The following is a 23,302-nucleotide window of genomic DNA, read 5'->3' as shown; positions in this document are numbered from 1 at the left end:
TATATGACATAAATAATTCAAAAAAAATTATTCAGAATTGAATTGGAGGAATTAAACATGCAAGATCCATTAGCATTTGTAATCGCAATCGCACACATCGCAGCAGCAATCGCACTATTAAACGGTGTTACTACAACATTTGGACAGGCGAAAATCGCCTCACAAGCTTTAGAATCAATCGCTAGACAACCTGAAGCTGAGGACTCAATTCGTACAACAATGTTTGTTGGTTTAGCTTTAGCTGAAACTTCTGGTATTTATGGTCTCTTAATCGCGATCATCATGTTATTCGCTAACCCACTTGTTACAATTCTACTTAACTACTTAGGTTAAGCAGAAATGTATGTGACTGAACAGAGCGAAAGGAGGCTATTTTAATTGCTTAATATGGTATCACTTTTGGCTCAAACAGCTCCTGATGGTCGCGTTTTTGGTTTAGATTTGCAAACATTTTTTGATATGGGTATTCAACTATTTAACGGTATTTTATTATCAGTCATATTAGGTTGGCTTCTTTATAATCCCGTTAAACAATTTTTGCAAAATCGTGCTGAACGTATTCAGAGTAAGATAACTGAATCAGAGGCTGTGATGGCCAAAGGTAATAAACTCATTGCAGAATATGACAAAAAACTACAAGAAATCGATAAAGAACGAGTTGAAATTTTTGAGGCTGCACGCCTCGCTGCTGAAGAAGAAGGTAAAACTATTATTGAGGCAGCAAGGAAAGAAGCTCAAGAATTAAAAGCACGTTCGATGGAGAGCATTTCAAAAGAGAAAGCTCGACTTAAAGAAGAATCACGCCTCTATATTATTGAACTTGCCTCTCTAATGGCCGAGAAATATATCACTCAAAACATAGATGATGAAACTCAAGAGAAGATTTTTGAGGAAACATTAGCTAAGTTGGAGGACACGCAATGGCAAAACTAAACGAGCGTTATGCAAATGCACTTATAGAGCTATCTGATGAAAATAATAGCTTAAGTGAAGATTTACAAGGTGCAATTTTAGTTAGGGATATGTTATCTGACCAGGATAGTCAAGCATTTTTAACTCATCCCCATATTGCAGATTCAGCCAAGTACAATCTTTTTGATAGTGCTTTTTCGGGTAAGATTTCTCAACATCTTATGGGATTTCTATCACTCATGGTAAAGAAAAATCGAGAATCACTCATACTACCCGCTTTAGCAGAATTTATTAATCGTGCCAATCGACGTTTAGGAAAAATTGAGGCAAGAGTCGTATCTGCTAAACCACTTAAACAAGAACAACTAGAATCAATCCGTAAAATATTATCTAAGAAAACTAATATGCAAGTTGAGATTTGTACTGAACATGATCCTGATGTGATTGGAGGATTTTATATCTTAGTAGATGGTAAAATCTTCGATGGTACAGTCAGAACTAAATTAAATGTAATGAAAGAACGATTGAAGAGAGGAGGTTATCAATGATCATTAATCCTGATGAAATTAGTAAGGTAATAAAACAACAAATTAAATCTTATACAGATGAATTAGATTTTTCCGAAGCTGGTACAGTCATTCAAGTTGGTGATGGTATTGCGCGTGTTCATGGGTTGAATAGTGCAATGAGCGGTGAGCTTCTTGAATTTGCTAATGGTACTTATGGTATGGCATTAAACTTAGATGAAGACAGTATTGGTGTTGTTATTATGGGTTCAGATGCAGGTATAAAAGAAGGTGACCCAGTTAAATTAACAGGAAGAATGGCTGAAGTCCCAGTTGGTGACGGTATGCTTGGTCGTGTTGTAAATGCACTAGGAGAACCAATTGATGAAAAAGGTCCAATTGCATCTGATGGGTACAGATTAATTGAGAGTCCTGCTCCGAGTGTAATTGACAGACAAGAAGTTAATCAACCGTTACAGACGGGTATTAAAGCTATTGATGCACTTGTACCAATCGGAAAAGGTCAAAGGGAATTAATTATTGGTGACCGTGAGACAGGTAAAACAGCTATTGGTATTGATACAATTATTAATCAAAAAGATAAAGATGTTTATTGTGTATACGTAGCAATTGGACAGAAAGCGTCAACAATTGCGAGAATTATAAAAACCCTAAATGAAACAGGGGCTATGGAATATACAACAGTTGTTGCAGCTACAGCAAGTGAGTCTTCTTCATTACAATACATTGCACCTTATGCAGGTTGTGCAATTGCTGAAGAATGGATGCATAAAGGTAAAGATGTATTAGTCGTATATGATGACTTATCAAAACATGCTGTTGCATATCGTGCAATTAGTTTACTTCTACGCCGTCCACCTGGGCGCGAAGCATATCCAGGTGATGTGTTCTATCTGCATTCAAGATTACTAGAACGCGCAGCAAGCCTAAGTGAGGAAAACGGTGGTGGTACTTTAACAGCACTACCAATTGTTGAGACACAAGAAGGCGATATTTCTGCATACATTCCAACAAATATCATCTCTATTACTGACGGACAAATTTTCTTAGAGTCAGATTTATTTAATGATGGTATTCGTCCTGCTATTAACCCTGGTTTCTCTGTTTCACGTGTTGGTGGATCAGCGCAAATTCCAGTTATGAAGAGACTAGCTGGTCCATTAAGAATTGAATTTGCTCAATATAAAGAATTAGCCGCATTCTCTCAATTTGGATCAGATTTAAACCAAGATACATTAGATCGGTTAAATCAAGGTGAGCGAATTACCGAAGTACTTAAGCAGCCGCAGTATAGACCAATGGCTGTTGAAGATCAAGTATTGATCCTCTATGCTTTAAGCAACAAGCATCTTACAGATATTGAAGTTGAACGGATACTAAGATTCCAAAGAGACTTTATCAATTATGTCAATCAGCATGCTCCACACATTAAGGAAGAAATACAACAAACTGGAGACATTTCAAAAGATCTAGAACAAGAAATTGATAAGGCGATCGCGGAAACAAAGAAACAGTATCAATACAACTAATAAGGAGGTACCGATGTGACTTCGATGAGAGATATTAAGCAAAGAATCGAAAACGTTCGCTCTACAGAACAAATTATTAGAGCGATGGATATGGTCGCCTCCACGAAGTTGCAAAAAGCTAGAAGGCAGTTGGAAGGTGTCCGTCCTATCTACGGGAATTTGAAACGTGTAGTTGAGGAAATAGGGAATCTAGAAGAAGTAGAGACACACCCGTTTTATTATGAAAGAAAAGTTAAAAATACATTATATATCATTATTACAAGTGATCGTGGTCTTTCAGGAAGCTATAACGCAAACATTTTGTCTGAATCGATAAAACATATGAATAATGGCAAGAATGAAAAGATACTTGTAGTAGGATCTAAAGGTAATGATTATTTAAAAAAGAGAGAAAAAAATATTATCCGTAAAATTACAGACATTGCAGATTCACAAGTCTATTACGGAACCGAAAACCTTGCAAAATGGTTATCGGATCTCTACTTGTCTGGTGAAGTGGATGAAGTATTTGTTGCATATACGCGCTTTGAAAATGTGTTAAGTTATATTCCGCATGTTGAGCGATTACTTCCAGTCGCAACTGGGGTTGAGCTAGAAGATAATAACCGAAACAATGAAAAGAAATATGAGCCAGATTTAGCAACATTTATTGATCAAGTGATGCCATTATATCTGCATATGAGTCTTTTTAGAGCATTTTCTGAATCGCATACGAGTGAACAAGCAGCTCGAATGGTTAATATGGACGCTGCAGGTAATAATGCATCAGATCTCATTAAAGACTTAACTAGTATGTATAACCGAAAACGCCAGGCAGCTATCACACAAGAACTTAGCGAAATTGTAGGTAGTGCAAATTTTTTAAGTAAATAAGTAAAGGTGGAATACATGATAGTTAATAATAAAGGTAAGATAATTCAGATTATAGGAGCAGTTATAGATATTCACTTTGAAGGCGAATTACCAGCATTATATAATGCGATCGAAGTCAAGCACAATGATGAAACAATCATCTTAGAAGTTATGCAACATCTAGGGGATGATACAGTTAGATGTATCTCAATGCATCCGACAGACGGTCTGACAAGAGGTATGGAGGCGGTTGATACAGGATCGCCAATTACTGTACCTGTTGGTGAAGAGGTCTTGGGACGAATGGTGAATGTTTTAGGAGAACCGATTGATAACCAACCACCAATCGAAGCAAAGCAAAAATGGTCAATCCACCGAGACCCACCTAGTCTTGCTGATCAAGTAGCAGAACCAGAAATGCTTGAGACAGGTATTAAGGCAATTGATTTGCTCTGTCCTTTCTCAAGAGGTGGTAAGATCGGTTTATTCGGTGGAGCAGGTGTTGGTAAAACTGTATTAATTATGGAGTTAATCAACAGTATTGCTCAAGAGCACGGAGGATACTCAATGTTCGTTGGTGTAGGTGAACGTACTCGTGAGGGTAATGACCTATACTATGACATGAAGAACTCTGGTGTAATTGATAAAACTGGTTTAATTTTCGGTCAAATGAACGAACCACCAGGAGTCCGTATGAGAGTAGGTCTTACAGGTCTTACAATGGCTGAGTACTTTAGAGATAAGCAACAACAAGATGTATTATTGTTCATTGATAATATTTTCCGTTTTGTTCAAGCTGGATCAGAGGTATCGGCTTTACTAGGAAGAACACCTAGTGCTGTAGGTTATCAACCAACTCTTGCTACTGAGATTGGTGCATTACAAGAACGTATTACTTCAACAAAGTCTGGTTCAATCACATCTGTACAGGCAATTTATGTACCCGCGGATGACTATACAGACCCGTCAACAGCAACAACATTTGCTCACTTAGACTCAGTAACAGTACTTTCTCGAGCGATTGTGGAACAAGGAATTTATCCAGCAATTGATCCACTTAACTCATCTTCACGAATTTTAGAAGCAAGTATTGTTGGAAATGAGCACTATCGTGTCTCACGTGCTGTACAAAGTATTTTACAGCGCTATAAGGATCTTCAAGATATCGTTGCGATTTTAGGGATGGATGAATTATCTGAAGAAGATAAGCTTACAGTGAATCGAGCGAGAAAAGTTCAACAGTTCTTATCTCAACCGTTTCATGTTGCTGAGAAATTCACGTCAATCCCTGGGCGCTATGTTCCAGTTGAAGAAACCATTCGAGGTTTTAGAGAAATTATCGAAGGTGTTCATGATGAGATTCCAGAAGGATATTTCCATAATGTTGGAACGATAGATGAAGTTGTAGAAAAATACAAGAGCGCACAAGGTGATTAATATGTCTGAACAACAGACTGAGTTAGTCAATCGTGAAAAAATTAACCTAACAATAACGACACCTCGAGGTGTGAAATTTGTTGAAGAAGCAGATATGTTGATCATGCGTTGTATTGACGGAGATCTAGGAGTATTACCTCGACATGAACCAGTTTCAACTGTATTAGGTGAGGGAATTCTCCGCATTTTTAATAATGGTATTGAAAAAAAGTTAGCCGTTTTCAATGGTATTGTCGAAATTAATGGTACTGATGTAGATATTTATACAACTATCGCACAACGACCTGATGAAATTGACTTAGAACGTGCTGAGCAAGATCGACGCGAAGCAGAAGCCGCTCTTGAAGCTGCTGAAGAAGTTCAAATGAGAAGCCTTCAGGTTACGTTACGTCGTTCATTAGTTCGAATTGAAGTTAGTCTTCATTTAGAAGATGAAGAAACGCCTTGATTTACAAAGTAAATAATTAAAAGGGGAGCCAATGAAATATAACGGCTCCCCTTTTACCATGTATATGGTGTTTCTTGATAGACAAAATAATTTAACCAGTTCGAAAATATTAAATAGGCTTCAGAGCGCCAATAATTGATTGGAGCCTGATTTGGATCATTATTTGGAAAATAGTTGTGCGGCGGATGAATCGTTATGCCTTTCGCCAAATCACGCTCGTATTCTCTAAGTAATGAATCAGCATCATATTCAATGTGCCCTGTAATCATCACATTTTTTTCATCATTTGATACGATTAACAATGGTCCTGCTTCATCAGATTCATCTAATATTGTTAAATCATGATGTTGTGCGATGGCTTGATAATCTGAATCCGTATATCTAGAATGCGGAACTCTAAAGACATCATTTAAACCACGTACTAGTTTATTTGTTGGATTTATTAACCTTTGTACATAGATACCACTAATCTTCTTGTCTCGTTCGAATTTATTAATTCCATAATGATAATAGAGTGCAGCCTGTGCTCCCCAACAAATGTACAAGCTAGACGTGACGTGTGTTTTACTCCATTCCATAATGTTTACGAGTTCATTCCAATAATCAACCTCTTCAAATTTTAAATGTTCAACAGGAGCCCCCGTAATAATTAAGCCATCATAACGTTTTGATTTAATATCGGAAAAGGTTAAATAAAATTTTTCTAAATGTGATTTTTGGACATTTTTTGATTGATATGTTTCAGTATGAATAAAATCCACCATCACTTGGAGTGGTGAATTACTTAACAAGCGTAATAATTGGGTTTCAGTGCGTTCCTTATCCGGCATAAGATTTAATATTAATATTTTTAATGGACGAATATCTTGAGTCGTTGCTCGATCTGTTTCCATTAAAAAAATATTCTCTTTCTCTAATATTGCACGAGCTGGAAGCTGCTTGGGCACATTAATCGGCATCTTCTTCCCTCCTTATGAGCGTCCATCAAAAGTCGTTAACGTTTATTATAGCTTGGTTGCAAAATTTCAGCAACAAAAAAGATTGATTTTTCAAAAAAATCAATCAGTTTGATACGATTAAATATATTTAATGAGCGTACTACCTCTTATCTGCTGAATTGATCAGTAGTTTTTCTGGAAGAATGGTAATCGCCTCTATCAATGTATTTAGCTTTGTTTCAATTCTATGCAGTAAATAAAAGGTGACTGCAATTGGAAAACCAACTTCTGTGATGATTGATAACCAATGTTCGTTCATAGTGATCTCCTTTCAGCTCTAAGTATTTGAATTAAAGAGGTAGATAATTTTATCTACCTCTTCATTTATACATAATTAATTACCAAGTAATTTCATCAACATTTCGTTCAACAATTCTTGCGCTATGTTTCCCAACTAAATCGCCACCTGTTGATAAAAACACATTGGCTTCAATGATCTGATCCATTGCTTGACGAACTGCTTCTGGATCGACTGGTTCAATCGGATCGTCTAATGACAAAGTTACAATTCGTCCTTCTTGATTGGTAAATTTTAATTCCAACGTTTTCAAGTCGTTCACCCCCTATTAAGAAAAGAGTAAATGTTCATCTTATGCTATAGTTGCGACATCATTTCGACGCACCTCATGGAGTGGATGTTGCTGTAATCCTGCTAGTGTCTCAGCAATATCCAGTAATTGATCAGGTGTTGCAGATGTTTTCACATTATTAAATGATTTTGATTTAACGATCATTTCCCCAGTTTCCTGATCAATACCTTTTTCAAAGTATAATTGTAGTCTTGATTGAATCATTGTAGCTTGTGCCACTTAGATCACCTCCTCTCACCCTTATAATCGTTTAGTGAAACAATTACCGGCCTATTATAAAAAATAAATATGCCTAGTCAGCAATTCATAAGAACCTATGCTATACTAGAAATCGTTAAATATAGAGAAGAAGGGTATGGGACAATCAATGAATAACCAAGCATTAATATTTTTTGATATCGATGGTACGTTGTTAGATCATGATAAAAAATTACCATCATCAACGAAGAAGGCAATTGAACAGCTACATGCAGATGGACACATTGTTGCAATAGCAACTGGTAGAGGACCATTTATGTATAAAAAACTGCGTGATGAACTAAAGATCAATTCTTTTGTTAGCTATAATGGATCATACGTCGTAATTGACGGAAAGGTTGTCTATAAACAGCCATTAAATAAGAATGCATTAATTAAACTCACTCAAGAAGGTTTAGAAAAGGGCCATCCAGCAGTTTTTCTTACTCCGGAAGGCATGCATTCGAATGTAGAACATCACTCATTTATGGAAGAGAGTTTAGCTACACTAAAATTAGATGTTGAACCAACATTTGAACCTGTGATTGACTTTGACCAAAATTATCTCCAAACTTTATTTTTTATTGAAGATAAAGATGAGGCATACTATAAGAAACAGTATCCTGAATTTGAATTTGTTCGTTGGCACCCGCTATCTGTTGATGTATTACCTCAAGGTGGATCGAAAGCAGTTGGCATCCAGGCTGCTATCGAAGCATTAAACATTAAACCTGAGCATGTTTATGCATTTGGAGACGGTTTAAATGATATTCAAATGTTAAAAACTGTTCATAATAGTGTTGCTATGGGTAATGGAGAGCCGGTAGTAAAAGAGGTTGCAAAGTATGTAACGAAGAACGTTGACCAAGATGGCATTCTTTATGGGTTAAAAATGGTTGGGTTGCTGTAACTAGAAAATCACATTACTGATAACGAAATAAAATACAAAAAAATTAATAATTATTCAAAAAACCTCTTCCCAAATTAATAATTATTTGTTAAAATACATACCAACGAATAATTATACAACAAAAGTGAAGGGGATCATAAAAATGAAAAAAAGCTATCTATTGTTTGTATTTGTAACAATGTTGATAATCGGTATCGTAGGTTGTGGAACTAGTTCTGACGGAGATAAAAATGGTAATAGTCAATCTGATAAGGAAGTACTTGTAATGGGGACATCAGCTGACTTTCCACCATTTGAATCTCGTAATACTGAAGGAGAAATTGTTGGCTTTGATATTGAAATAGCTAACTATATTGCTGATGAGTTAGGGATGGAATTAGAAATCCGCGATATGAATTTTGATGGTCTTATCGGTGCACTTCAGGCTAACCGAGTTGATCTCGTCTTATCAGGTATGTCTGCAACAGAAGACCGTCGTGAGAATGTCGATTTCTCAATTGAGTATCATCGTTCTGGTGAAATGTTTGTAACAAAAAATGATCAAGCTATGACATCATTAGATGATCTAAATGGTATGACAGTAGGGGTTCAATTAGGATCAATTCAAGAAGAAGGAGCTAAGAACCTTCAAGCAGACTATGATTTTGAAATTAAGTCACTTAATGATGCACAAGTATTAATTCAAGAATTAATGAATAATCGGATTGATGCTGTTTACTTAGATAAAGAAGTGGCGCTAGGCTTCATTGAAGCACAAGAATTAGCAGGCTTCGACGATCCATCTGGAACTACGCCAGGAATGGCAGTTGCTTTTCCTAAAGAAAGTGATTTAGTTGAAAAAGTAGATCAGATCATCGAGCAAGCGATCGAAAATGGTAAACTTGCTGAATGGGAAGCAGAGTGGTTATCAGGGTCATAATTAGTAAACGATTCTAGAAATACGAGTTGAAATAAATTTCATTAAGAAAAGAGGTGTAGGGCATGAATTTGGATTTTAGCCAAATCGTGCCTTATATTCCTTTTATGTTAGAAGGAATATGGGTTACATTAAAATTTGTTAGTTTGTCGATTTTAATTGGATTTCTACTTGGTACGGTTTTTGCTTTGTTTAAAATTGGTAACATCAAACCATTAAAGTGGATTGCAGATGCTTATACTTCAATTTTCCGTGGGACACCACTCATTCTTCAATTAATGCTGATTTATCTAGCTGTACCACAACTAACGGGATACGATATTTCTGCATTTTTATCAGCGATATTAGCTTTTGGATTGAATTCAGCTGCATATGTTTCGGAAATTATTCGAGCAGGAATAGAGGCTGTTGATATTGGTCAAACAGAAGCATCGATGGCATTAGGTATTCCATATCGCAAACAAATGATAGATATCATTTTACCGCAAGCATTTAAAAATATACTACCTGCATTAATGAATGAATTTATTACATTAACTAAAGAATCAGCGATTGTTTCGACAATTGGTTATTTAGATCTCATGCGTCGAGCAACCGTCGTATCAGCAGGGACATATCAATATTTTGAACCGTTGTTGTTTGTTGGTTTACTTTATTATATGCTTGTTATGGGATTAACTTTAATTGGCAAACAACTTGAACGGAGGTTAAAGCATAGTGATTAAAATTGAACAACTATCTAAAAATTTTAATAAAAATGAAGTCTTACATGATATTAGTTTAGATATAAAAAAAGGCGAAGTTGTTTCGATCATTGGTCCTTCAGGTTCAGGGAAGTCGACATTATTACGTTGTGTTAACCTACTTGAAAAGCCTACTGAGGGTCGAATTTTCGTTGCTGGAGAGGAATTAACAGCTCCTAAGGCAAATGTGACAAAAGCAAGAGAGAAGATCGGTATGGTATTTCAGCACTTTCATCTTTTCCCTCATTTGACGGTTCTTGAGAATATTACTTATGCACCGATCAAGGTTAAACATTTAACGAAAGAGCAGGCACAAGAGAAAGGTCGAGAATTACTTAAAAAAGTAGGCTTGGCTGAAAAAGAAAGTGACTACCCAAATCGTTTATCTGGTGGACAGAAGCAACGTGTTGCCATTGCACGTGCATTAGCAATGGAACCAGAATTAATGTTATTTGATGAACCGACATCTGCATTAGATCCAGAAATGGTCAAGGAAGTTCTTGATGTTATGAAAGACTTAGCAGAATCAGGTATGACGATGCTAATCGTGACACATGAGATGGGTTTTGCAAAAGAAGTAGCTGACCGTGTGATCTTCCTAGCCGATGGGAAATTAGTTGAACAAGGTGATCCTAAATCATTCTTTGAACAACCGAAGACTGAACGTGCACAAGACTTCTTAGCAAAAATATTATAAAGATGGTGACAAAAATACATTTCATGACTGGAATGTATTTTTGTGTTAAGATTAATTATTAGCGAATTAATTGACCGTGAAAATAGTAGATTATATAATGAAGGTACATATTAATGTACAAGACATAAAGTAAGATTGCGAGGTGTAAAAATGAATTCCGCACAGTTTGAACGATTACCTCACTTTATTAAAAAGGAAATGGATTCTATTTCAGAAAAGATTCGTCCAATTATGAAGAAAGTATCAACTTATTATATATTCGGTTTACCATTAATGTTGATAGGTATATTCAACATTATCTTGTTATTTATTGACAATCATCTGGTTATCGATAATTACCTGATCCCAATATTTTATGCATTTTTAGCTGCATTAGGCTTAGCGATGTTTAATGAATCACGTCAATTAAAAAAAGAGATTCATAAGGTAGGGAAAGATTATATTATCGAACGAATTAGTAAGAGTGAAATTATGGAGAAATCTGAGAAGGATCGCTATATCGCAAGCATTAAGAATCAAGTGAAAATGGATTTGCAACCATTTTTCAGATTTTTAACTGAAGAAAATCGAAGATCAAGTGATCACTACATTAAGTGATGTAAATTATAAGGGTTCAATGTCAAATAGTGTTGTTAGGTTTTATAATTAGTCGAGAATAAATTTATATTAGTTTTAATAAAGATACAACTTGTTCACCGCAGGTGAAATACACTCGCTTTCCGCGGGCACGGCTTTTAGCTAACTAAGGCAAGCAAAGAGCGCTTGCCTTAGTGGATCTTCAGCTCGTGCTAGTCCCGCAGGAGTCTCGTGTATTTCTCCTGCTGTTTTTCACTTCTAAATTAAATGGCTGCTTCATACCGTGTTTCTTTTTGTATTTTTTTACTCGAATTTGTTTCTATTGCTTTAAACTTGGGGTGAACCATCATTCGTTTCTTGAAATTATAAAAATTACGATAACCGTATGCGACTTTGCTTAGTACCTTGATCATGTTGTTAATCCATTCAATTCGACCGTTGTTGTATGTGTGAATAAAACTATTCTGTTTATATGGTAATTGTATTCTTAAAGTTTTTAGACTAGTTTTCATTTTTGATACCACACTTTTCACAATGAGTAGGACCATAAGTTAGATCAACACGAATAAATTTATATGAGAAATAGACAAGTGAGTTCCCTCATAGGATATGGTTTTGGTCGACTTTAATTCTACAGGGAAACTCACTTGTTTTCTATATTTAAGCATAAGAAAGTTGATAATTAGCAGTTAGCCGAACCGGAGACTCCAATGGGAACAGCACGAGCTGAAGATCCACTCAGTCAAGCGTACTTTGCTTGACTGAGTTAGCTAAAAGCCGTGCCCATGGAACGCGGAGGTTCGGCTAACTGCGGTTTATAACGTGAGATATAAAATTAAATATACTTGAATGAATTTCATAATGACCTAATTGGCTATAAAACACGAACAATTGGGTTACAGGTGACGCGGTGATTTCCACTCTAGGCGGACGCTTTCCGCGGGATCGGCCTCAGCTAATTGATAAAAGCTTTCCAAGCTTTTATCACTGGATCTTCGGACACGATTGTTCCCGCTGGAGTCGCCGCCTGCCGTTCTAATCACTTGATTAGGCTTCTTTATTTACGTATGATATTGTATTTTCATTTGTAATTGTTCGTGTTCTTAACTAGATTTTTGTATTATGAAATTGACTCACTTAAAATAAAAAAAATAATGTTAGTAAGTTTTCAAACTCACCAACGTTATATATTGTACAACCATTATAAGAGCCTTAACCAGTGCATTAGAGAATTGGTTAAGGCTCTTTCATAAATAACTTTACTTGACTAAAAACTTTACTTACAAAATAATTGGGATGCTGTAATTAGGAGATTTCAAAGATAAATCTTTCTTGAACTCAACTCACACCATAGTAAAGAAATAAATGCACTATCCAAACCTAGTTCAACAGCCTTTAAGTACGCTTCAACTAATAATTCATTCGATAATGAATTCATAACATCGCCCACTTTCTAATATTAGCTAATGTATGTAAAGTTGCTTTTTGATGTCGGAAACAAAAAGAAGGTTGTGAAACGTTGTAAAATACTTTATGATTGTTGATAGAACAGTATATTATGTCGTTATTTTGAGGTGAATCCTATGGAAATAAATGAATTAATTAAGACAGCGATTCAATCGCCTGAATCAAATCTACTCGGTATATTTATTTACTTAACATTACTTCTATTATTTACGATTGTATTTTTAACTCTTGTTTTATATTTAATCCCAAACCCGTTATCAAGACGATGGAAAAATGCAATTATCGGTACAATTTCATTTAGTGTTCTTATTATATGGTTGTACCATTTTGTGATTAAACAGTTTATCTAGGATTTAATATATATATTTCCTAATATAACGAAAAATAAACCTAACATTTACTGAAATATTCTGATAATTTTTTGTTGTATTTATATTCTGTAAGGATCTATAATTATGAAAACTTACAAACTGGGGGTAAATTAATGAGAGTTGGTTTTATTGGTACTGGAAATATGGCAACAGCAATTATTAAAGGAATTATTGCAAAAGGGTTTTTATCTGCTAATAAGGTATATGTAACAGATTTGAATCTAGATAAAGCAAAATCATTAGCTGATGCTGTGGGGGCTAATGTTGTAACATCAAATCAACAGTTAATAGAGTCGGTTGATTTTGTGATTTTAGCTGTTAAACCAAATGTAATGGAGCAAGTATTGTTAGAATCAAGAGATGAAATTATTAATCATAAGCCAGTTCTTGTGTCAATTGCCGCTGGTACACCGACAGATAAGCTATACCGTTATTTACAAACAGACGAGAAAGTGCCAATTGTACGTGTTATGCCTAATGTGAATGTGATGGTAGGTATGGGAGCTGCAGCAATTTGTGGTCATGACTATACGGACGATACTATGCTTAATTTTGTCGTTAATATGTTTGAATCAGTAGGGAAGGCTTGGATTCTTGCTGAGGAGGATTTTTCGAATTTTACAGCATTAGCTGGTAGTTCACCTGCATATGCTTATTTATTTATCGATAGTATTGCGCGAGCAGGTGTAAAGCATGGCTTACCAAAGCAAATAGCTAATGAGATGGCTGCTCAAGCTGTATTAGGCAGTGCGAAAATGATTTTAGAAACCGGGGAAAACCCATGGACATTAATTGATCAAGTTTGTTCTCCTGGTGGCACGACAGTGGCGGGATTGTTAACGTTAGAAGATAATGCATTTATTTCGACAGTCGTCAAAGGAATTGACGCAACGATTGCTAAAGATCAAGAATTAAATAACAAGTAATAAAAGCCGGCATCGAATAGTGCCGGCTTTTATTGTATATACAATTGTATTTATCTGTTGAACTTATTTTATTAAAGCTTCAATTTCGTCAAGATTAAATGGGTCTTCAACTTTAACCCCATTAATATAGAGTGTTGGTACAACTTCTACTCCAAGAGCACTCGTATAAGCCCTTGATAATTTAATTGAATAAAAATCAGGCTCCGATAAGATCAGATCTTGATCAAGTTGATAGTTATTTAGTAGGTCACTAATATATTGATCTGATCCCCACTCTAAATCCTCATTTTGTGAATCGGCAATGATCTCTTGGAAAATCTGATGATATTGATCTTCTGCATATTTTTTTATATTTTGATCTAAATCTGCTAATCTAAGCGATGCATCATTCACGTATACCATTGCTTGCGTTCTGAATTTTACTTCGCCTGGATCAATGTATTTGGATTCTATCGTTGGATATATATCATTCATCCAAAGCGCGCACCAATAACAAGCATAGTCAAATAAAAATAACATTTCATTATCAGCTTCTGGATCCCCATGATAAATCAAACTTTGTTCTTCAACAGGCTCCATATTTACTTTTGATGATTTGTTAGATTGAATAACAGCGATCAATATCATACTCGCTATGATCAAACCCACTATAATAATGATCAGATAATTTTTTTTCATAAAATTAAATCCTTTCAAATAGATTTAGTTTCTATTGGTCTATCATAACCTTTAATTTGTTTTATGACAATATTTAGTAGCTGAAATGCTTCTCCTACAACTAAGCATAGTCATTTTGTGAAGAAAATAAACAGTAAATACGAATAAAATTAAGTTTTTCCTTTAATTTGCATAGCTTGACACATTGAAAGCGTTACCTTTATGATTGAATCTAAAGAACTAAAAATCTATTAAAAGGTAATAGACTCAACTATTTTCTACAACTAAAATTTCTAAGAGGGGGATATTATGCAAATATCAGATATAAAGCCAATGATGGATCGGATTAAACGAGAAATAAACAAAGTGATAGTAGGGAAGGAGCAAGTGATAGATAAGCTCCTTGTTTCTTTACTAGCCTCACGACATGTATTACTAGAAGATGTACCAGGTACCGGAAAAACATTATTAGCAAAAACCTTAGCGACCGTAATTGATTGTCAATTTAATCGAATTCAGTTTACACCTGATTTGCTACCTAGTGATGTGATGGGTGTGACGATCTTCCAACAGCATAAAGGGACATTTGAATTTCAAAAAGGTCCGATTTTTACTCATATTTTGTTAGCGGATGAGATTAATCGTGCAACACCTCGAACACAATCGAGCTTGTTAGAAGGAATGGAAGAACAACAAGTAACAGTAGATGGTATAACGTATCCATTAGAAAAACCATTTTTAGTTATAGCAACACAAAACCCGATTGAAAGTCAGGGTACGTTCCCATTACCTGAAGCACAATTAGATCGTTTCTTTATCAAAGTAAATCTCGGGTATCCAGAAAAAGAAGAAGGGGTTGAAATCTTAAAGCGATTCCGAAAAGACCAACCATTGCATAATTTATCAGCAGTCGTTACACGTGATGAATTAGTCGAGGCTCAAGCGATTTTTACTGATGTAGAAGTAGATGATGCGATTTATCAATATATTATTGATATTGCAGAAGTTACGAGAAATCATGAAGAGATTGTGATTGGTTTAAGTCCACGAGGAACGCAAGCATTACTGCGAGCATCTCAGGCTTTAGCAGTCATTCGCGGTCGATCATTTGTCACACCAGATGATGTTAAGGAGATTGCCCCTGCAGTGATTGAGCATCGATTAGTCTACTCACCAATGATTGGACGCTCTGCGGGAGGAACATCGTCTATTATTAAGTCAATTTTGGAAAAAGTGGAGGTCCCAACAGAAGATTTTAAGGAGTTACAAGCATGAATATTGCTTGGTTAATTGCTCTATTAATTATTTCAATCTTTGGTCAGGGGTATATATATTCCAAATGGGGACTTAATAAAATATCTTATAAGCGTCAATTTGATCAGTCGTCAGTCTTTGTTGGTCAGAAAGTAATTCTAGTTGATGAAGTCGTTAATAAGAAGCTATTACCACTGCCATGGGTAAGATTAGAGTCAAAAATGGATTATTCAATTAAAACAATCGGTGAATCACAATTTGATTCAAGTGACCTTGATGTGCATCGGACATTGCTAAGTTTATTACCTTATCAAAAATTAACGAGACGCCATCACTTAATCTGTACAAAACGTGGTGTATTTGAGCTGGATACAATAGCTTTAACGTTAGGTGATGTGTTTGGTTTTATTGAGCAATTTCGTTCATTTGAAACGGATGCAAAAATTATTGTCTATCCTCAAATACTAAGAAAAGATGATCTAACGATACCATCACAAATATTTCTTGGTGAGCAAACAGTTAAACGTTGGATAATTGAAGATCCTTTTATATCCGTTGGTACGAGAGATTATCTAATCGGAGATAATATTAAGCAAATCAACTGGAAGGCTTCTGCACGGACAAAAAATATTCAAGTTAAAGTAAATGATCACACTGCAGATCGTGAAGTCGTCATACTCGTAAACGCAGATCAATCAGAAGATATTTGGTTACCGATAAGTAATCTAGAATTATTTGAAAAGACACTTAGTTATGCAGCAACTGTCGCTCATTACTTAGAAAGTAATGGAGAGGCGTATAGTTTTTCAACTAATGCAGTTGATAAAAGAAAGGCACATGAATCAAATCGATCATTTGTTAAAGTAGAAGCGAATTCTGGTACGGCTCATTTTTATCATTTACTCACCCAAATAGCTTATTTAATACCAAAGCGTAGTCGTCATATTAAATATTTACTTGATGAGTATGTGCAGCTGCAATCTAAAAGAGCGGATATTTTATTGATTACCCCTATAATTACAAATGAAATATTAGAGAAGGTCAATCAATTAAGAGCGGCTGGCCATTCAGTAGTGATTGATCACGTGACTATCGAGGCTCAGGAGGGTGTATCATGAAGCAAATTTATCGATCAATTAAATATATCCTCCTAGAATGTTTAGCGATTTTCCCGATTTTATTGTGGCTAAACACATTATTATTAAAACGTTTTTTTGACGGGTATTACTGGTTGTTAATCCCGGCTGTCTATATATTATTTTCTCTCGTCGGTCGAGTATTAAGTAAAATTAATCATAAGTTACTACTGAGTATATTAATGACAATTAGTCTAATTTTTATCCTGTCATTAGATTCTATTTGGCAGCAAATGATTATGTTGATCATACTCTTTGTTAGCTCGTTAAGGGGATATCAATATAGTCAGGAGGATATCTCTGATGTGTTACCAATCGGTCTTATTTGGTCATTTAGTTTACCTAGTTATTTTATTAGCTACATTTTATATCGTGGTCAAACCTTCGAAAATGAGCAACAATTACTAACGACTCTAGCGTTAATTTTATTATTTTTCTTGCTCTTCTTAACAAACCAAGACCATTTAAGTAAAGCGTCACTTGTAAAACGGCAAATGTCGCAGATGAATAAGAAATTAAAACTGCAAAATTACTTATATGTCTTTGTCTTTTTCATGATCATGTTATTAATAATGAGATATAACTTTATTGCATCAGGAATATTATTATTACTTAAAGGCTTATTTAAACTGTTAGGAATGGGTAAACCAGAAGAGAGCATAACAGAAGATGTTATTGTCGACATGGAGATGCCGGATCTTGGGCCACCACCAGAACCATCACGCTGGGCTGAAATAATCGATCAAATCTTGATGATTGTTGGCTATGGGATCTTAATCATTGTTAGTTTGATTATTATTTATTATCTGATAAAGAAAATTCCGTTTTTCGCAAATAAAATCAAATTAATAACTGAAAAAATAATGGAAATGCTATTAAGGATACGGAAAGGAAGAGAAATTGAGCATCACGAAGCTTATTATGATGAAACAGAATCGGTCTTTGATTTTGCTAAAAGCGTTGATCAATTTGTTGATCGATTCAAACAGCGTTTTACCAAGCGAATCAATTGGGATGAATTAAGTGATAGACAAAAAGCAAGGATGATTTATAAAGTATTGATTGGAAAAGCAAACAAACAAGGGTTTGAATTTTTTCCGTATGAAACTGCAAAAGAAGCGATCATTCGACTTGAACGCGAATTGATTCATGACAAGGAACTTTTACAATCACTTGTATCAATCTATGATCAAGCACGTTATTCGAGCTTAACAGTAGAGCAAATAGAAGATCTTAAAATGGCGTTTGAGCGGAATGGTTGGCTCAACTAATTTGTCGTGGTATAATTATCTCGAATTCAAAATAAATTAAAGTGAGGTTAAAAATATGCGACATATTTTTAAATCTGGCCAATTAAATGGACCGACACTTCTCTTGTTACATGGTACTGGTGGGAATGAACATGATTTATTGCCATTAGCTGAAATAATTGATCCAAATGCTAATATACTAAGCGTTCGAGGAAATGTTTTAGAAAATGGTATGCCGAGATTTTTTAAACGATTAAAAGAAGGGGTATTTGATATCGAGGATCTCGAAAAACAAACGAATGAATTAGCTGAATTTATTGATCAAGCTAGCAAGAAGTATCAATTTGCTCGTGACAAAGTCGTAGCTGTAGGTTATTCGAATGGTGCAAATATTGCTGGAAGTTTACTGTTCCATTATGAGAATGTATTGCTTGGTGCAATTTTACATCATCCAATGGTACCGAGACGTGATATCGACATTCCAAATCAAAATCAAATCCCTGTATTTATTGGAGCGGGCGAGAATGATCCAATGTGTCCTCCAGAAGAATCAGTTGAGTTAGAAAGATTGCTTGCTGATCGAGGTGCCAATGTGACAATTCATTGGGAGAGAAATGGACATCGATTGACCCAGACAGAGGTGAAGGCAGCAAGAGACTGGTATCAAAAACATTTTAAATAAAAATGGATTATAACCAAACACTATTAATACTGTGTTTGGTTTTTTTGTGAGAAATTTTAAATTAGGCCTTTACAAATATTAAAAAATATTGTACGCTTTAACTGTATTACATGAACTAGTACGGTTAATACGGTTAATACACTTAATACGGTTAGGAGGAGGCATATGTTTGAATTAGACTTGCGTAGTCGTGATCCAATTTATCAGCAGCTGGTTGATAAGTTTAAATCATTGATTATTAAAAATGTCTTACAGCCAGATGAACAGTTGCCATCTGTACGGACATTGGCACAGCAATTAACGGTTAATCCGAATACAATTCAAAAAGCATATCGAGAATTAGAGGCTCAAGGTTATATATATTCGGTAAAAGGTAAAGGCAGTTTTGTTTCTCCTACCAATGAACAAGATAATCATGAAGCCATTCAACTGTTAAAGACAGAAATAAAAAAACTGCTATTAGAAGCTGCTTTCTTAGGTGTTACAGAAGAAGAATTATTTGAGCTTGTCAAAGAAGCGATAAAACAGGCCGAAGGAGGAAAGACGGAATGATAAATATACAAGATCTGACCAAATCATATGGAAGGAAAAAAGTTGTAAACAATGTGAATTTGCAAATTAATAAAGGATCAATCTATGGGTTACTCGGATCTAATGGCGCTGGCAAAACGACGATATTAAAAATGGTATCAGGAATTTTAAAACAGCAATCAGGTACAATTATTGTCGATGACGAAGCCATTTTTGAGAATACAAATAGAAAAGCAAAGCTAATTTTTATTCCGGATCGACCTTACTTCTTTTCACATTATACTGTTCAGCAAATGGCAGAGTTTTATCGAAATTTCTATCCGAATTGGAATGAGGAACGCTTTATAAAGTTACAGTCTATTTTTAAATTAGATATTAAAAGTAAAGTTCATCAATTTTCTAAAGGAATGCAACGACAAGTGAGCTTTTGGCTCGCACTTAGCGCAATGCCAGATTATTTAATCCTGGATGAGCCTTTCGATGGATTAGATGTCGTGGTCCGTAAAAAAGTAAAAAATCTGATCATTAATGATGTTGCAGAAAGAGAGATGACAGTGATGATCTCATCACATAATTTACGTGAAATTGAAGATATTTGTGATCATATCGGCATCTTGCACAATGGTGAGTTCGTCTTAGAGAAAGAGTTGGATGATTTGAAATCAGATGTTCATAAAGTTCAAGTAGCATTTGATGGCGATTTTCCAGAACAAATTTTCAATCAATTTGAAGTTTTACATCAAGAAAAACGTGGTACAGTTCATCTATTTATTTTAAGAGGAAATAGAGATCAGATTGATGAAAGCATTTTAGCACATCAACCGTTAATATATGATCTATTGCCACTAACGCTTGAAGAAATCTTTGTTTATGAGATGGAGGGGATTGGCTATGCAATCGAAAACATCTTGGTTTAAAAAAGAAATATTTAAACAAAACTTCCGCCAAGTTGGCTGGATTAGTTTAATTTATATGATTATATTATTTTTTGCAGTACCATTAAATATTTTCATGAGATTCCAAAGGCACGATGAATACTATGGTTACTTTGGCGAATCTGTCTTTGAGTATGGTGTATATGTACAGTTATTCAGCTTGTTTATTGCACCTGTATTAATGGCGATGTTTATCCTTCGTTATTTACATCAGAAGGATTCAAGTGATTTTATTTACAGCTTACCGATTAAGCGTGATTATTTCTATTGGCATCAAGTTGTATTTGGCTTTATCGGGCTCTGGTTACCGGTAATCATTAATGGACTATTAGTTTCTTTTGTTTATAACATAGTGGACGTTCAAGGATCATTTAATATAAATGATATTGGTTATTGGTTTGTCGTTTCATCAATTATACTTTTTCTCACTTATAGTGTCAGTATTGTAATTGGTACGATGACAGGAATTACAATTATTCAAGGGATCTTTAGCTATATCTTTTTATTATTGCCGTTTGGATTTACACTCTTATTTATTTCAAATTTAAACTATTTTGTAATTGGATTACCTGAATCGTATTTGATTAATGATAAAATTACGACCTACTCACCAATAACAAATATCGTTAACTTAATCAATTCACCAGAGGATGCTAGCTATAGTTTAGTTATCTATGTAATCTTAACGATTCTAAGTTTCATCGTAGGTCTGATTCTTTATCGAAATCGACCTGCTGAAGCAGCAACACAGGCAGTTGCATTTCATAAGTTAAAATACATTTTTATTTATAGCTTTACGTTTTGCTTTACATTAATTGGAGGAATATACTTTGCTATATTCCATAGATCCACGTCAGCGATCATCTTTGGTTATCTCATCTTTTCGGTAATTGGTTATTATATTACACAAATGATTATTCATAAGACGTGGCGCGTGTTCAATGAGTGGCGTGAATATATTTATTATTTAATTGGTTTTTCAATTATTTTATTATTGACTATCTTTGATGTAACAGGTTATCAGAACAGAATTCCTGAAACTGATCAGGTAGAATCTGCATTCGTTGTGATTGACAAATATTCATTTAATGAAAACCTTGATAAATATGGTGATTTAGAAGGCTTTACAACACAAGTGGATATTGATCGTGTTCGCGAATATCACCAACAATTAATTAATTCAAATCAAATGACAGAATGGTATGACTACTTCTATAAAGATATTACGATTCTGTATCGCTTGAAGAATGGTAAGGAAATGGTGAGAGAATATAGATCTTCGGATCAACTTGATCATCAAAAACTTTTAGAAGAAATTACTCAAACACAAACTTATAAAAAATACACAAATGAAATATTTTATGTCAATCCAAAAGACATTAGTCAAATTAGGATTGTTGCATATCCAACGAACTCAGAACTAACGATTACTAATTATAAAGAGATAGCAGAATTTGTAGACCTGTTTAAACAAGATCTTTTAAATACAGATCATGATTCAACTCCATATAGTTCAACAGTGGAAGTACATTTTAATGATAACTTAAATCAATATCATCAATTCTATGAATTGTCGTGGAATTATAAGGAAGTCATCAAGTGGCTAGAAGATAATGATTTGTTAGAACAAGCAATGATGACAGCAGAAGATGTAGAGAAAATTATTATTGCAACACCAGATGATCTTGAAGAGTATTACTATTATGACGAGCGTGAATATTTCTCTAATATATTGTCAGAATCTAAAAAATCAATCATCACAGATGCTGATCAGATTAATCAAATCTTAACAAAAGTCACGTATGAAGATTTTGAAGGTGATCATTTACTAGTATTGTACTTAAAAGACACTTGGTATCCATACGTCATTAAAATTCACAAATCACAGTTGCCAGATGAAGTGATCAACAATCTAAAATAGCGAAAGGAGAGCACCAAATGCATGAGGTAGTCGAAAATCGAGAAGCTGATTTTACCGGGTATTATCAAAAGCACTATAATGAAATGTTTTATGTGGCAAATCGAATTGTTCATAATCACTATAGTGCTGAAGATATTGTGCAAGAAGCGTTTATAAAAGCATATAAAAACTACGGTCACTTAATTGATCAGTCCAAGCATCGTGCCTGGCTTCGAACGATTGTTATTAGAACTGCGATTGATTATTATAGAAAGCAGACGAGATACGAAACAGTCTCAGTAGAAGAAGGAGCAGAAGCTGGCCAATTATTACGTTGTCCTAAAGACTCGATTCCAACTCAACTAAATTGGCAGTTTGAAAAAGATGGTATTTTAGAAAAAATTGATACATTACCGAAAGGGATGCAAGAGGTTTTAAAAATAAAAATAGCGACAGATGGTAAGGATCAGGAGATAGCAGATCAATTAAACATATCATTATCTGCGGTAAAAACAAGACTACACCGAGCAAGAAAGATGTTGAGAGCTGAAATGTCTACCGTTAATTAGCATTTTTTACTGCCAATAGTGGCCTTAATAAATGGGTAAGCTATTGGTGGGAGGTGTTAAATAGTGAATAAGAAGGGTAATATAATCATTCCAATCCTCGCATCAATCGGAGTAGGCGCTGCAGCTTTTTACAGTATGCGTCGTAATGGGAATAAAAACCCAATCCAACAAGTAACAAATATGCTAAAAAACCAATCATAATGACTAATTTTAACCCGACAAGTGGATCAAATTCACTTGTCGGGTTAATTG

The 23,302-nt window shown here is 34.8% G+C and carries 30 protein-coding genes; 23 read left to right on the top strand and 7 right to left on the bottom strand.

The annotated features are described in order from the left end of the window. Positions 1–57 precede the first annotated feature (57 nt). From atpE to atpC, 7 genes are read left to right on the top strand one after another with little or no spacing between them, the layout of a single operon-like run. Positions 58–333: an ATP synthase F0 subunit C gene (atpE, locus tag AXY_RS08570; RefSeq protein WP_015010407.1), complete on the top strand. Its 276-nt coding sequence runs from the start codon at positions 58–60 to the stop codon at positions 331–333. A 54-nt stretch (positions 334–387) separates the two neighbouring features. After that, on the top strand, positions 388–933 hold the full coding sequence (locus tag AXY_RS08565) for a F0F1 ATP synthase subunit B family protein (RefSeq protein ID WP_015010406.1): 546 nt from the start codon (positions 388–390) through the stop codon (positions 931–933). Beyond that, positions 921–1,460 carry an ATP synthase F1 subunit delta gene (gene atpH / locus AXY_RS08560; RefSeq protein WP_015010405.1) on the top strand — a complete coding sequence of 180 codons (540 nt, stop codon included), beginning with the start codon at positions 921–923 and terminating at the stop codon, positions 1,458–1,460. The genes AXY_RS08565 and atpH overlap by 13 nt, the downstream gene beginning before the upstream one ends. After that, a complete protein-coding gene (gene atpA / locus AXY_RS08555; protein WP_015010404.1) occupies positions 1,457–2,968 on the top strand; it encodes a F0F1 ATP synthase subunit alpha in 1,512 nt (503 codons plus the stop codon). Before atpH ends, atpA begins: the two co-directional genes overlap by 4 nt. Before the next feature lie 24 nt (positions 2,969–2,992). Then, entirely contained in the window at positions 2,993–3,841 is an 849-nt protein-coding gene (gene atpG / locus AXY_RS08550; RefSeq protein WP_041450322.1) for an ATP synthase F1 subunit gamma, read from the top strand. Positions 3,842–3,856: 15 nt separating this feature from the next. Next, positions 3,857–5,257, top strand: coding sequence for a F0F1 ATP synthase subunit beta (atpD, locus tag AXY_RS08545; protein WP_015010402.1), 1,401 nt, complete (start codon positions 3,857–3,859; stop codon positions 5,255–5,257). A 1-nt stretch (position 5,258) separates the two neighbouring features. After that, complete coding sequence (gene atpC, locus AXY_RS08540; protein WP_015010401.1) at positions 5,259–5,705, top strand: ATP synthase F1 subunit epsilon; 447 nt, start codon at positions 5,259–5,261, stop codon at positions 5,703–5,705. A gap of 53 nt (positions 5,706–5,758) precedes the next feature. Here the strand turns inward: atpC and metA are convergent, their stop codons facing one another. The 4 genes from metA to AXY_RS08520 all read right to left on the bottom strand — a co-directional run bounded on the left by metA (position 5,759) and on the right by AXY_RS08520 (position 7,512). Continuing rightward, positions 5,759–6,664 (bottom strand): homoserine O-acetyltransferase MetA, encoded by a 906-nt coding sequence (gene metA / locus AXY_RS08535; protein ID WP_015010400.1) that lies wholly within the window; start codon positions 6,662–6,664, stop codon positions 5,759–5,761. 139 nt (positions 6,665–6,803) lie between these two features. Further along, positions 6,804–6,962 carry a YvrJ family protein gene (locus AXY_RS08530; protein WP_015010399.1) on the bottom strand — a complete coding sequence of 53 codons (159 nt, stop codon included), beginning with the start codon at positions 6,960–6,962 and terminating at the stop codon, positions 6,804–6,806. Positions 6,963–7,041: 79 nt separating this feature from the next. After that, entirely contained in the window at positions 7,042–7,254 is a 213-nt protein-coding gene (locus AXY_RS08525) for a DUF2922 domain-containing protein (protein WP_015010398.1), read from the bottom strand. 39 nt (positions 7,255–7,293) lie between these two features. Next, complete coding sequence (locus tag AXY_RS08520) at positions 7,294–7,512, bottom strand: DUF1659 domain-containing protein (RefSeq protein WP_015010397.1); 219 nt, start codon at positions 7,510–7,512, stop codon at positions 7,294–7,296. A 136-nt stretch (positions 7,513–7,648) separates the two neighbouring features. Here AXY_RS08520 and AXY_RS08515 point away from each other — a divergent pair, with 136 nt between their 5' ends. The 5 genes from AXY_RS08515 (at position 7,649) to AXY_RS08495 (ending at position 11,393) form a co-directional block, all read left to right on the top strand. Then, positions 7,649–8,440: a Cof-type HAD-IIB family hydrolase gene (locus AXY_RS08515; protein ID WP_015010396.1), complete on the top strand. Its 792-nt coding sequence runs from the start codon at positions 7,649–7,651 to the stop codon at positions 8,438–8,440. A gap of 142 nt (positions 8,441–8,582) precedes the next feature. Continuing rightward, on the top strand, positions 8,583–9,359 hold the full coding sequence (locus AXY_RS08510) for a transporter substrate-binding domain-containing protein (protein WP_015010395.1): 777 nt from the start codon (positions 8,583–8,585) through the stop codon (positions 9,357–9,359). 62 nt (positions 9,360–9,421) lie between these two features. Then, on the top strand, positions 9,422–10,081 hold the full coding sequence (locus tag AXY_RS08505) for an amino acid ABC transporter permease (RefSeq protein WP_015010394.1): 660 nt from the start codon (positions 9,422–9,424) through the stop codon (positions 10,079–10,081). Continuing rightward, a complete protein-coding gene (locus AXY_RS08500) occupies positions 10,074–10,796 on the top strand; it encodes an amino acid ABC transporter ATP-binding protein (protein ID WP_015010393.1) in 723 nt (240 codons plus the stop codon). The genes AXY_RS08505 and AXY_RS08500 overlap by 8 nt, the downstream gene beginning before the upstream one ends. Positions 10,797–10,946: 150 nt before the next feature. Further along, positions 10,947–11,393 carry a YwnF family protein gene (locus AXY_RS08495; RefSeq protein ID WP_015010392.1) on the top strand — a complete coding sequence of 149 codons (447 nt, stop codon included), beginning with the start codon at positions 10,947–10,949 and terminating at the stop codon, positions 11,391–11,393. Between the two features lie 242 nt (positions 11,394–11,635). Here the strand turns inward: AXY_RS08495 and AXY_RS08490 are convergent, their stop codons facing one another. Together AXY_RS08490 and sda are read right to left on the bottom strand one after the other, a co-directional pair. Further along, positions 11,636–11,884: a transposase gene (locus AXY_RS08490; protein WP_041450149.1), complete on the bottom strand. Its 249-nt coding sequence runs from the start codon at positions 11,882–11,884 to the stop codon at positions 11,636–11,638. A gap of 803 nt (positions 11,885–12,687) precedes the next feature. Next, positions 12,688–12,810 (bottom strand): sporulation histidine kinase inhibitor Sda, encoded by a 123-nt coding sequence (gene sda, locus AXY_RS12600; RefSeq protein WP_015010390.1) that lies wholly within the window; start codon positions 12,808–12,810, stop codon positions 12,688–12,690. Positions 12,811–12,955: 145 nt separating this feature from the next. On the opposite strand from sda, the gene AXY_RS08485 reads away from it, so the two are divergent. Both AXY_RS08485 and proC read left to right on the top strand, forming a co-directional pair. Further along, positions 12,956–13,189: a hypothetical protein gene (locus tag AXY_RS08485; protein ID WP_015010389.1), complete on the top strand. Its 234-nt coding sequence runs from the start codon at positions 12,956–12,958 to the stop codon at positions 13,187–13,189. 134 nt (positions 13,190–13,323) lie between these two features. Further along, positions 13,324–14,136, top strand: coding sequence for a pyrroline-5-carboxylate reductase (gene proC / locus AXY_RS08480; protein ID WP_015010388.1), 813 nt, complete (start codon positions 13,324–13,326; stop codon positions 14,134–14,136). 63 nt (positions 14,137–14,199) lie between these two features. On the opposite strand, the gene AXY_RS08475 is transcribed toward proC, so the two are convergent. Then, entirely contained in the window at positions 14,200–14,814 is a 615-nt protein-coding gene (locus AXY_RS08475) for a thioredoxin domain-containing protein (protein ID WP_070104674.1), read from the bottom strand. A 288-nt stretch (positions 14,815–15,102) separates the two neighbouring features. Between AXY_RS08475 and AXY_RS08470 the strand changes: the two genes are divergently transcribed. The 9 genes from AXY_RS08470 to AXY_RS12795 all read left to right on the top strand — a co-directional run bounded on the left by AXY_RS08470 (position 15,103) and on the right by AXY_RS12795 (position 23,251). After that, positions 15,103–16,068 carry an AAA family ATPase gene (locus AXY_RS08470; protein WP_015010386.1) on the top strand — a complete coding sequence of 322 codons (966 nt, stop codon included), beginning with the start codon at positions 15,103–15,105 and terminating at the stop codon, positions 16,066–16,068. After that, positions 16,065–17,165 (top strand): DUF58 domain-containing protein, encoded by a 1,101-nt coding sequence (locus tag AXY_RS08465; RefSeq protein WP_015010385.1) that lies wholly within the window; start codon positions 16,065–16,067, stop codon positions 17,163–17,165. The genes AXY_RS08470 and AXY_RS08465 overlap by 4 nt, the downstream gene beginning before the upstream one ends. Continuing rightward, positions 17,162–18,454, top strand: a complete 1,293-nt coding sequence (locus AXY_RS08460; RefSeq protein ID WP_015010384.1) for a hypothetical protein — start codon at positions 17,162–17,164, stop codon at positions 18,452–18,454. The genes AXY_RS08465 and AXY_RS08460 overlap by 4 nt, the downstream gene beginning before the upstream one ends. Positions 18,455–18,509: 55 nt before the next feature. Continuing rightward, positions 18,510–19,115 (top strand): alpha/beta hydrolase, encoded by a 606-nt coding sequence (locus AXY_RS08455; RefSeq protein WP_015010383.1) that lies wholly within the window; start codon positions 18,510–18,512, stop codon positions 19,113–19,115. A 165-nt stretch (positions 19,116–19,280) separates the two neighbouring features. After that, on the top strand, positions 19,281–19,667 hold the full coding sequence (locus tag AXY_RS08450) for a GntR family transcriptional regulator (RefSeq protein ID WP_015010382.1): 387 nt from the start codon (positions 19,281–19,283) through the stop codon (positions 19,665–19,667). Then, the gene (locus AXY_RS08445) at positions 19,664–20,563 is read left to right on the top strand and encodes an ABC transporter ATP-binding protein (protein ID WP_015010381.1); all 900 of its coding nucleotides are present in this window, start codon (positions 19,664–19,666) and stop codon (positions 20,561–20,563) included. The genes AXY_RS08450 and AXY_RS08445 overlap by 4 nt, the downstream gene beginning before the upstream one ends. After that, the gene (locus AXY_RS08440; protein ID WP_015010380.1) at positions 20,538–22,502 is read left to right on the top strand and encodes an ABC transporter permease; all 1,965 of its coding nucleotides are present in this window, start codon (positions 20,538–20,540) and stop codon (positions 22,500–22,502) included. Before AXY_RS08445 ends, AXY_RS08440 begins: the two co-directional genes overlap by 26 nt. 17 nt (positions 22,503–22,519) lie before the next feature. Continuing rightward, positions 22,520–23,050 carry an RNA polymerase sigma factor gene (locus AXY_RS08435; protein WP_015010379.1) on the top strand — a complete coding sequence of 177 codons (531 nt, stop codon included), beginning with the start codon at positions 22,520–22,522 and terminating at the stop codon, positions 23,048–23,050. A gap of 63 nt (positions 23,051–23,113) precedes the next feature. Next, positions 23,114–23,251, top strand: a complete 138-nt coding sequence (locus AXY_RS12795; protein ID WP_155835486.1) for a hypothetical protein — start codon at positions 23,114–23,116, stop codon at positions 23,249–23,251. The last annotated feature ends 51 nt before the right edge of the window (positions 23,252–23,302 follow it).

The organism is Amphibacillus xylanus NBRC 15112, from assembly GCF_000307165.1.
Lineage (GTDB): Bacteria > Bacillota > Bacilli > Bacillales > Amphibacillaceae > Amphibacillus > Amphibacillus xylanus.
This window is presented reverse-complemented; position numbering and strand designations above follow the sequence as displayed.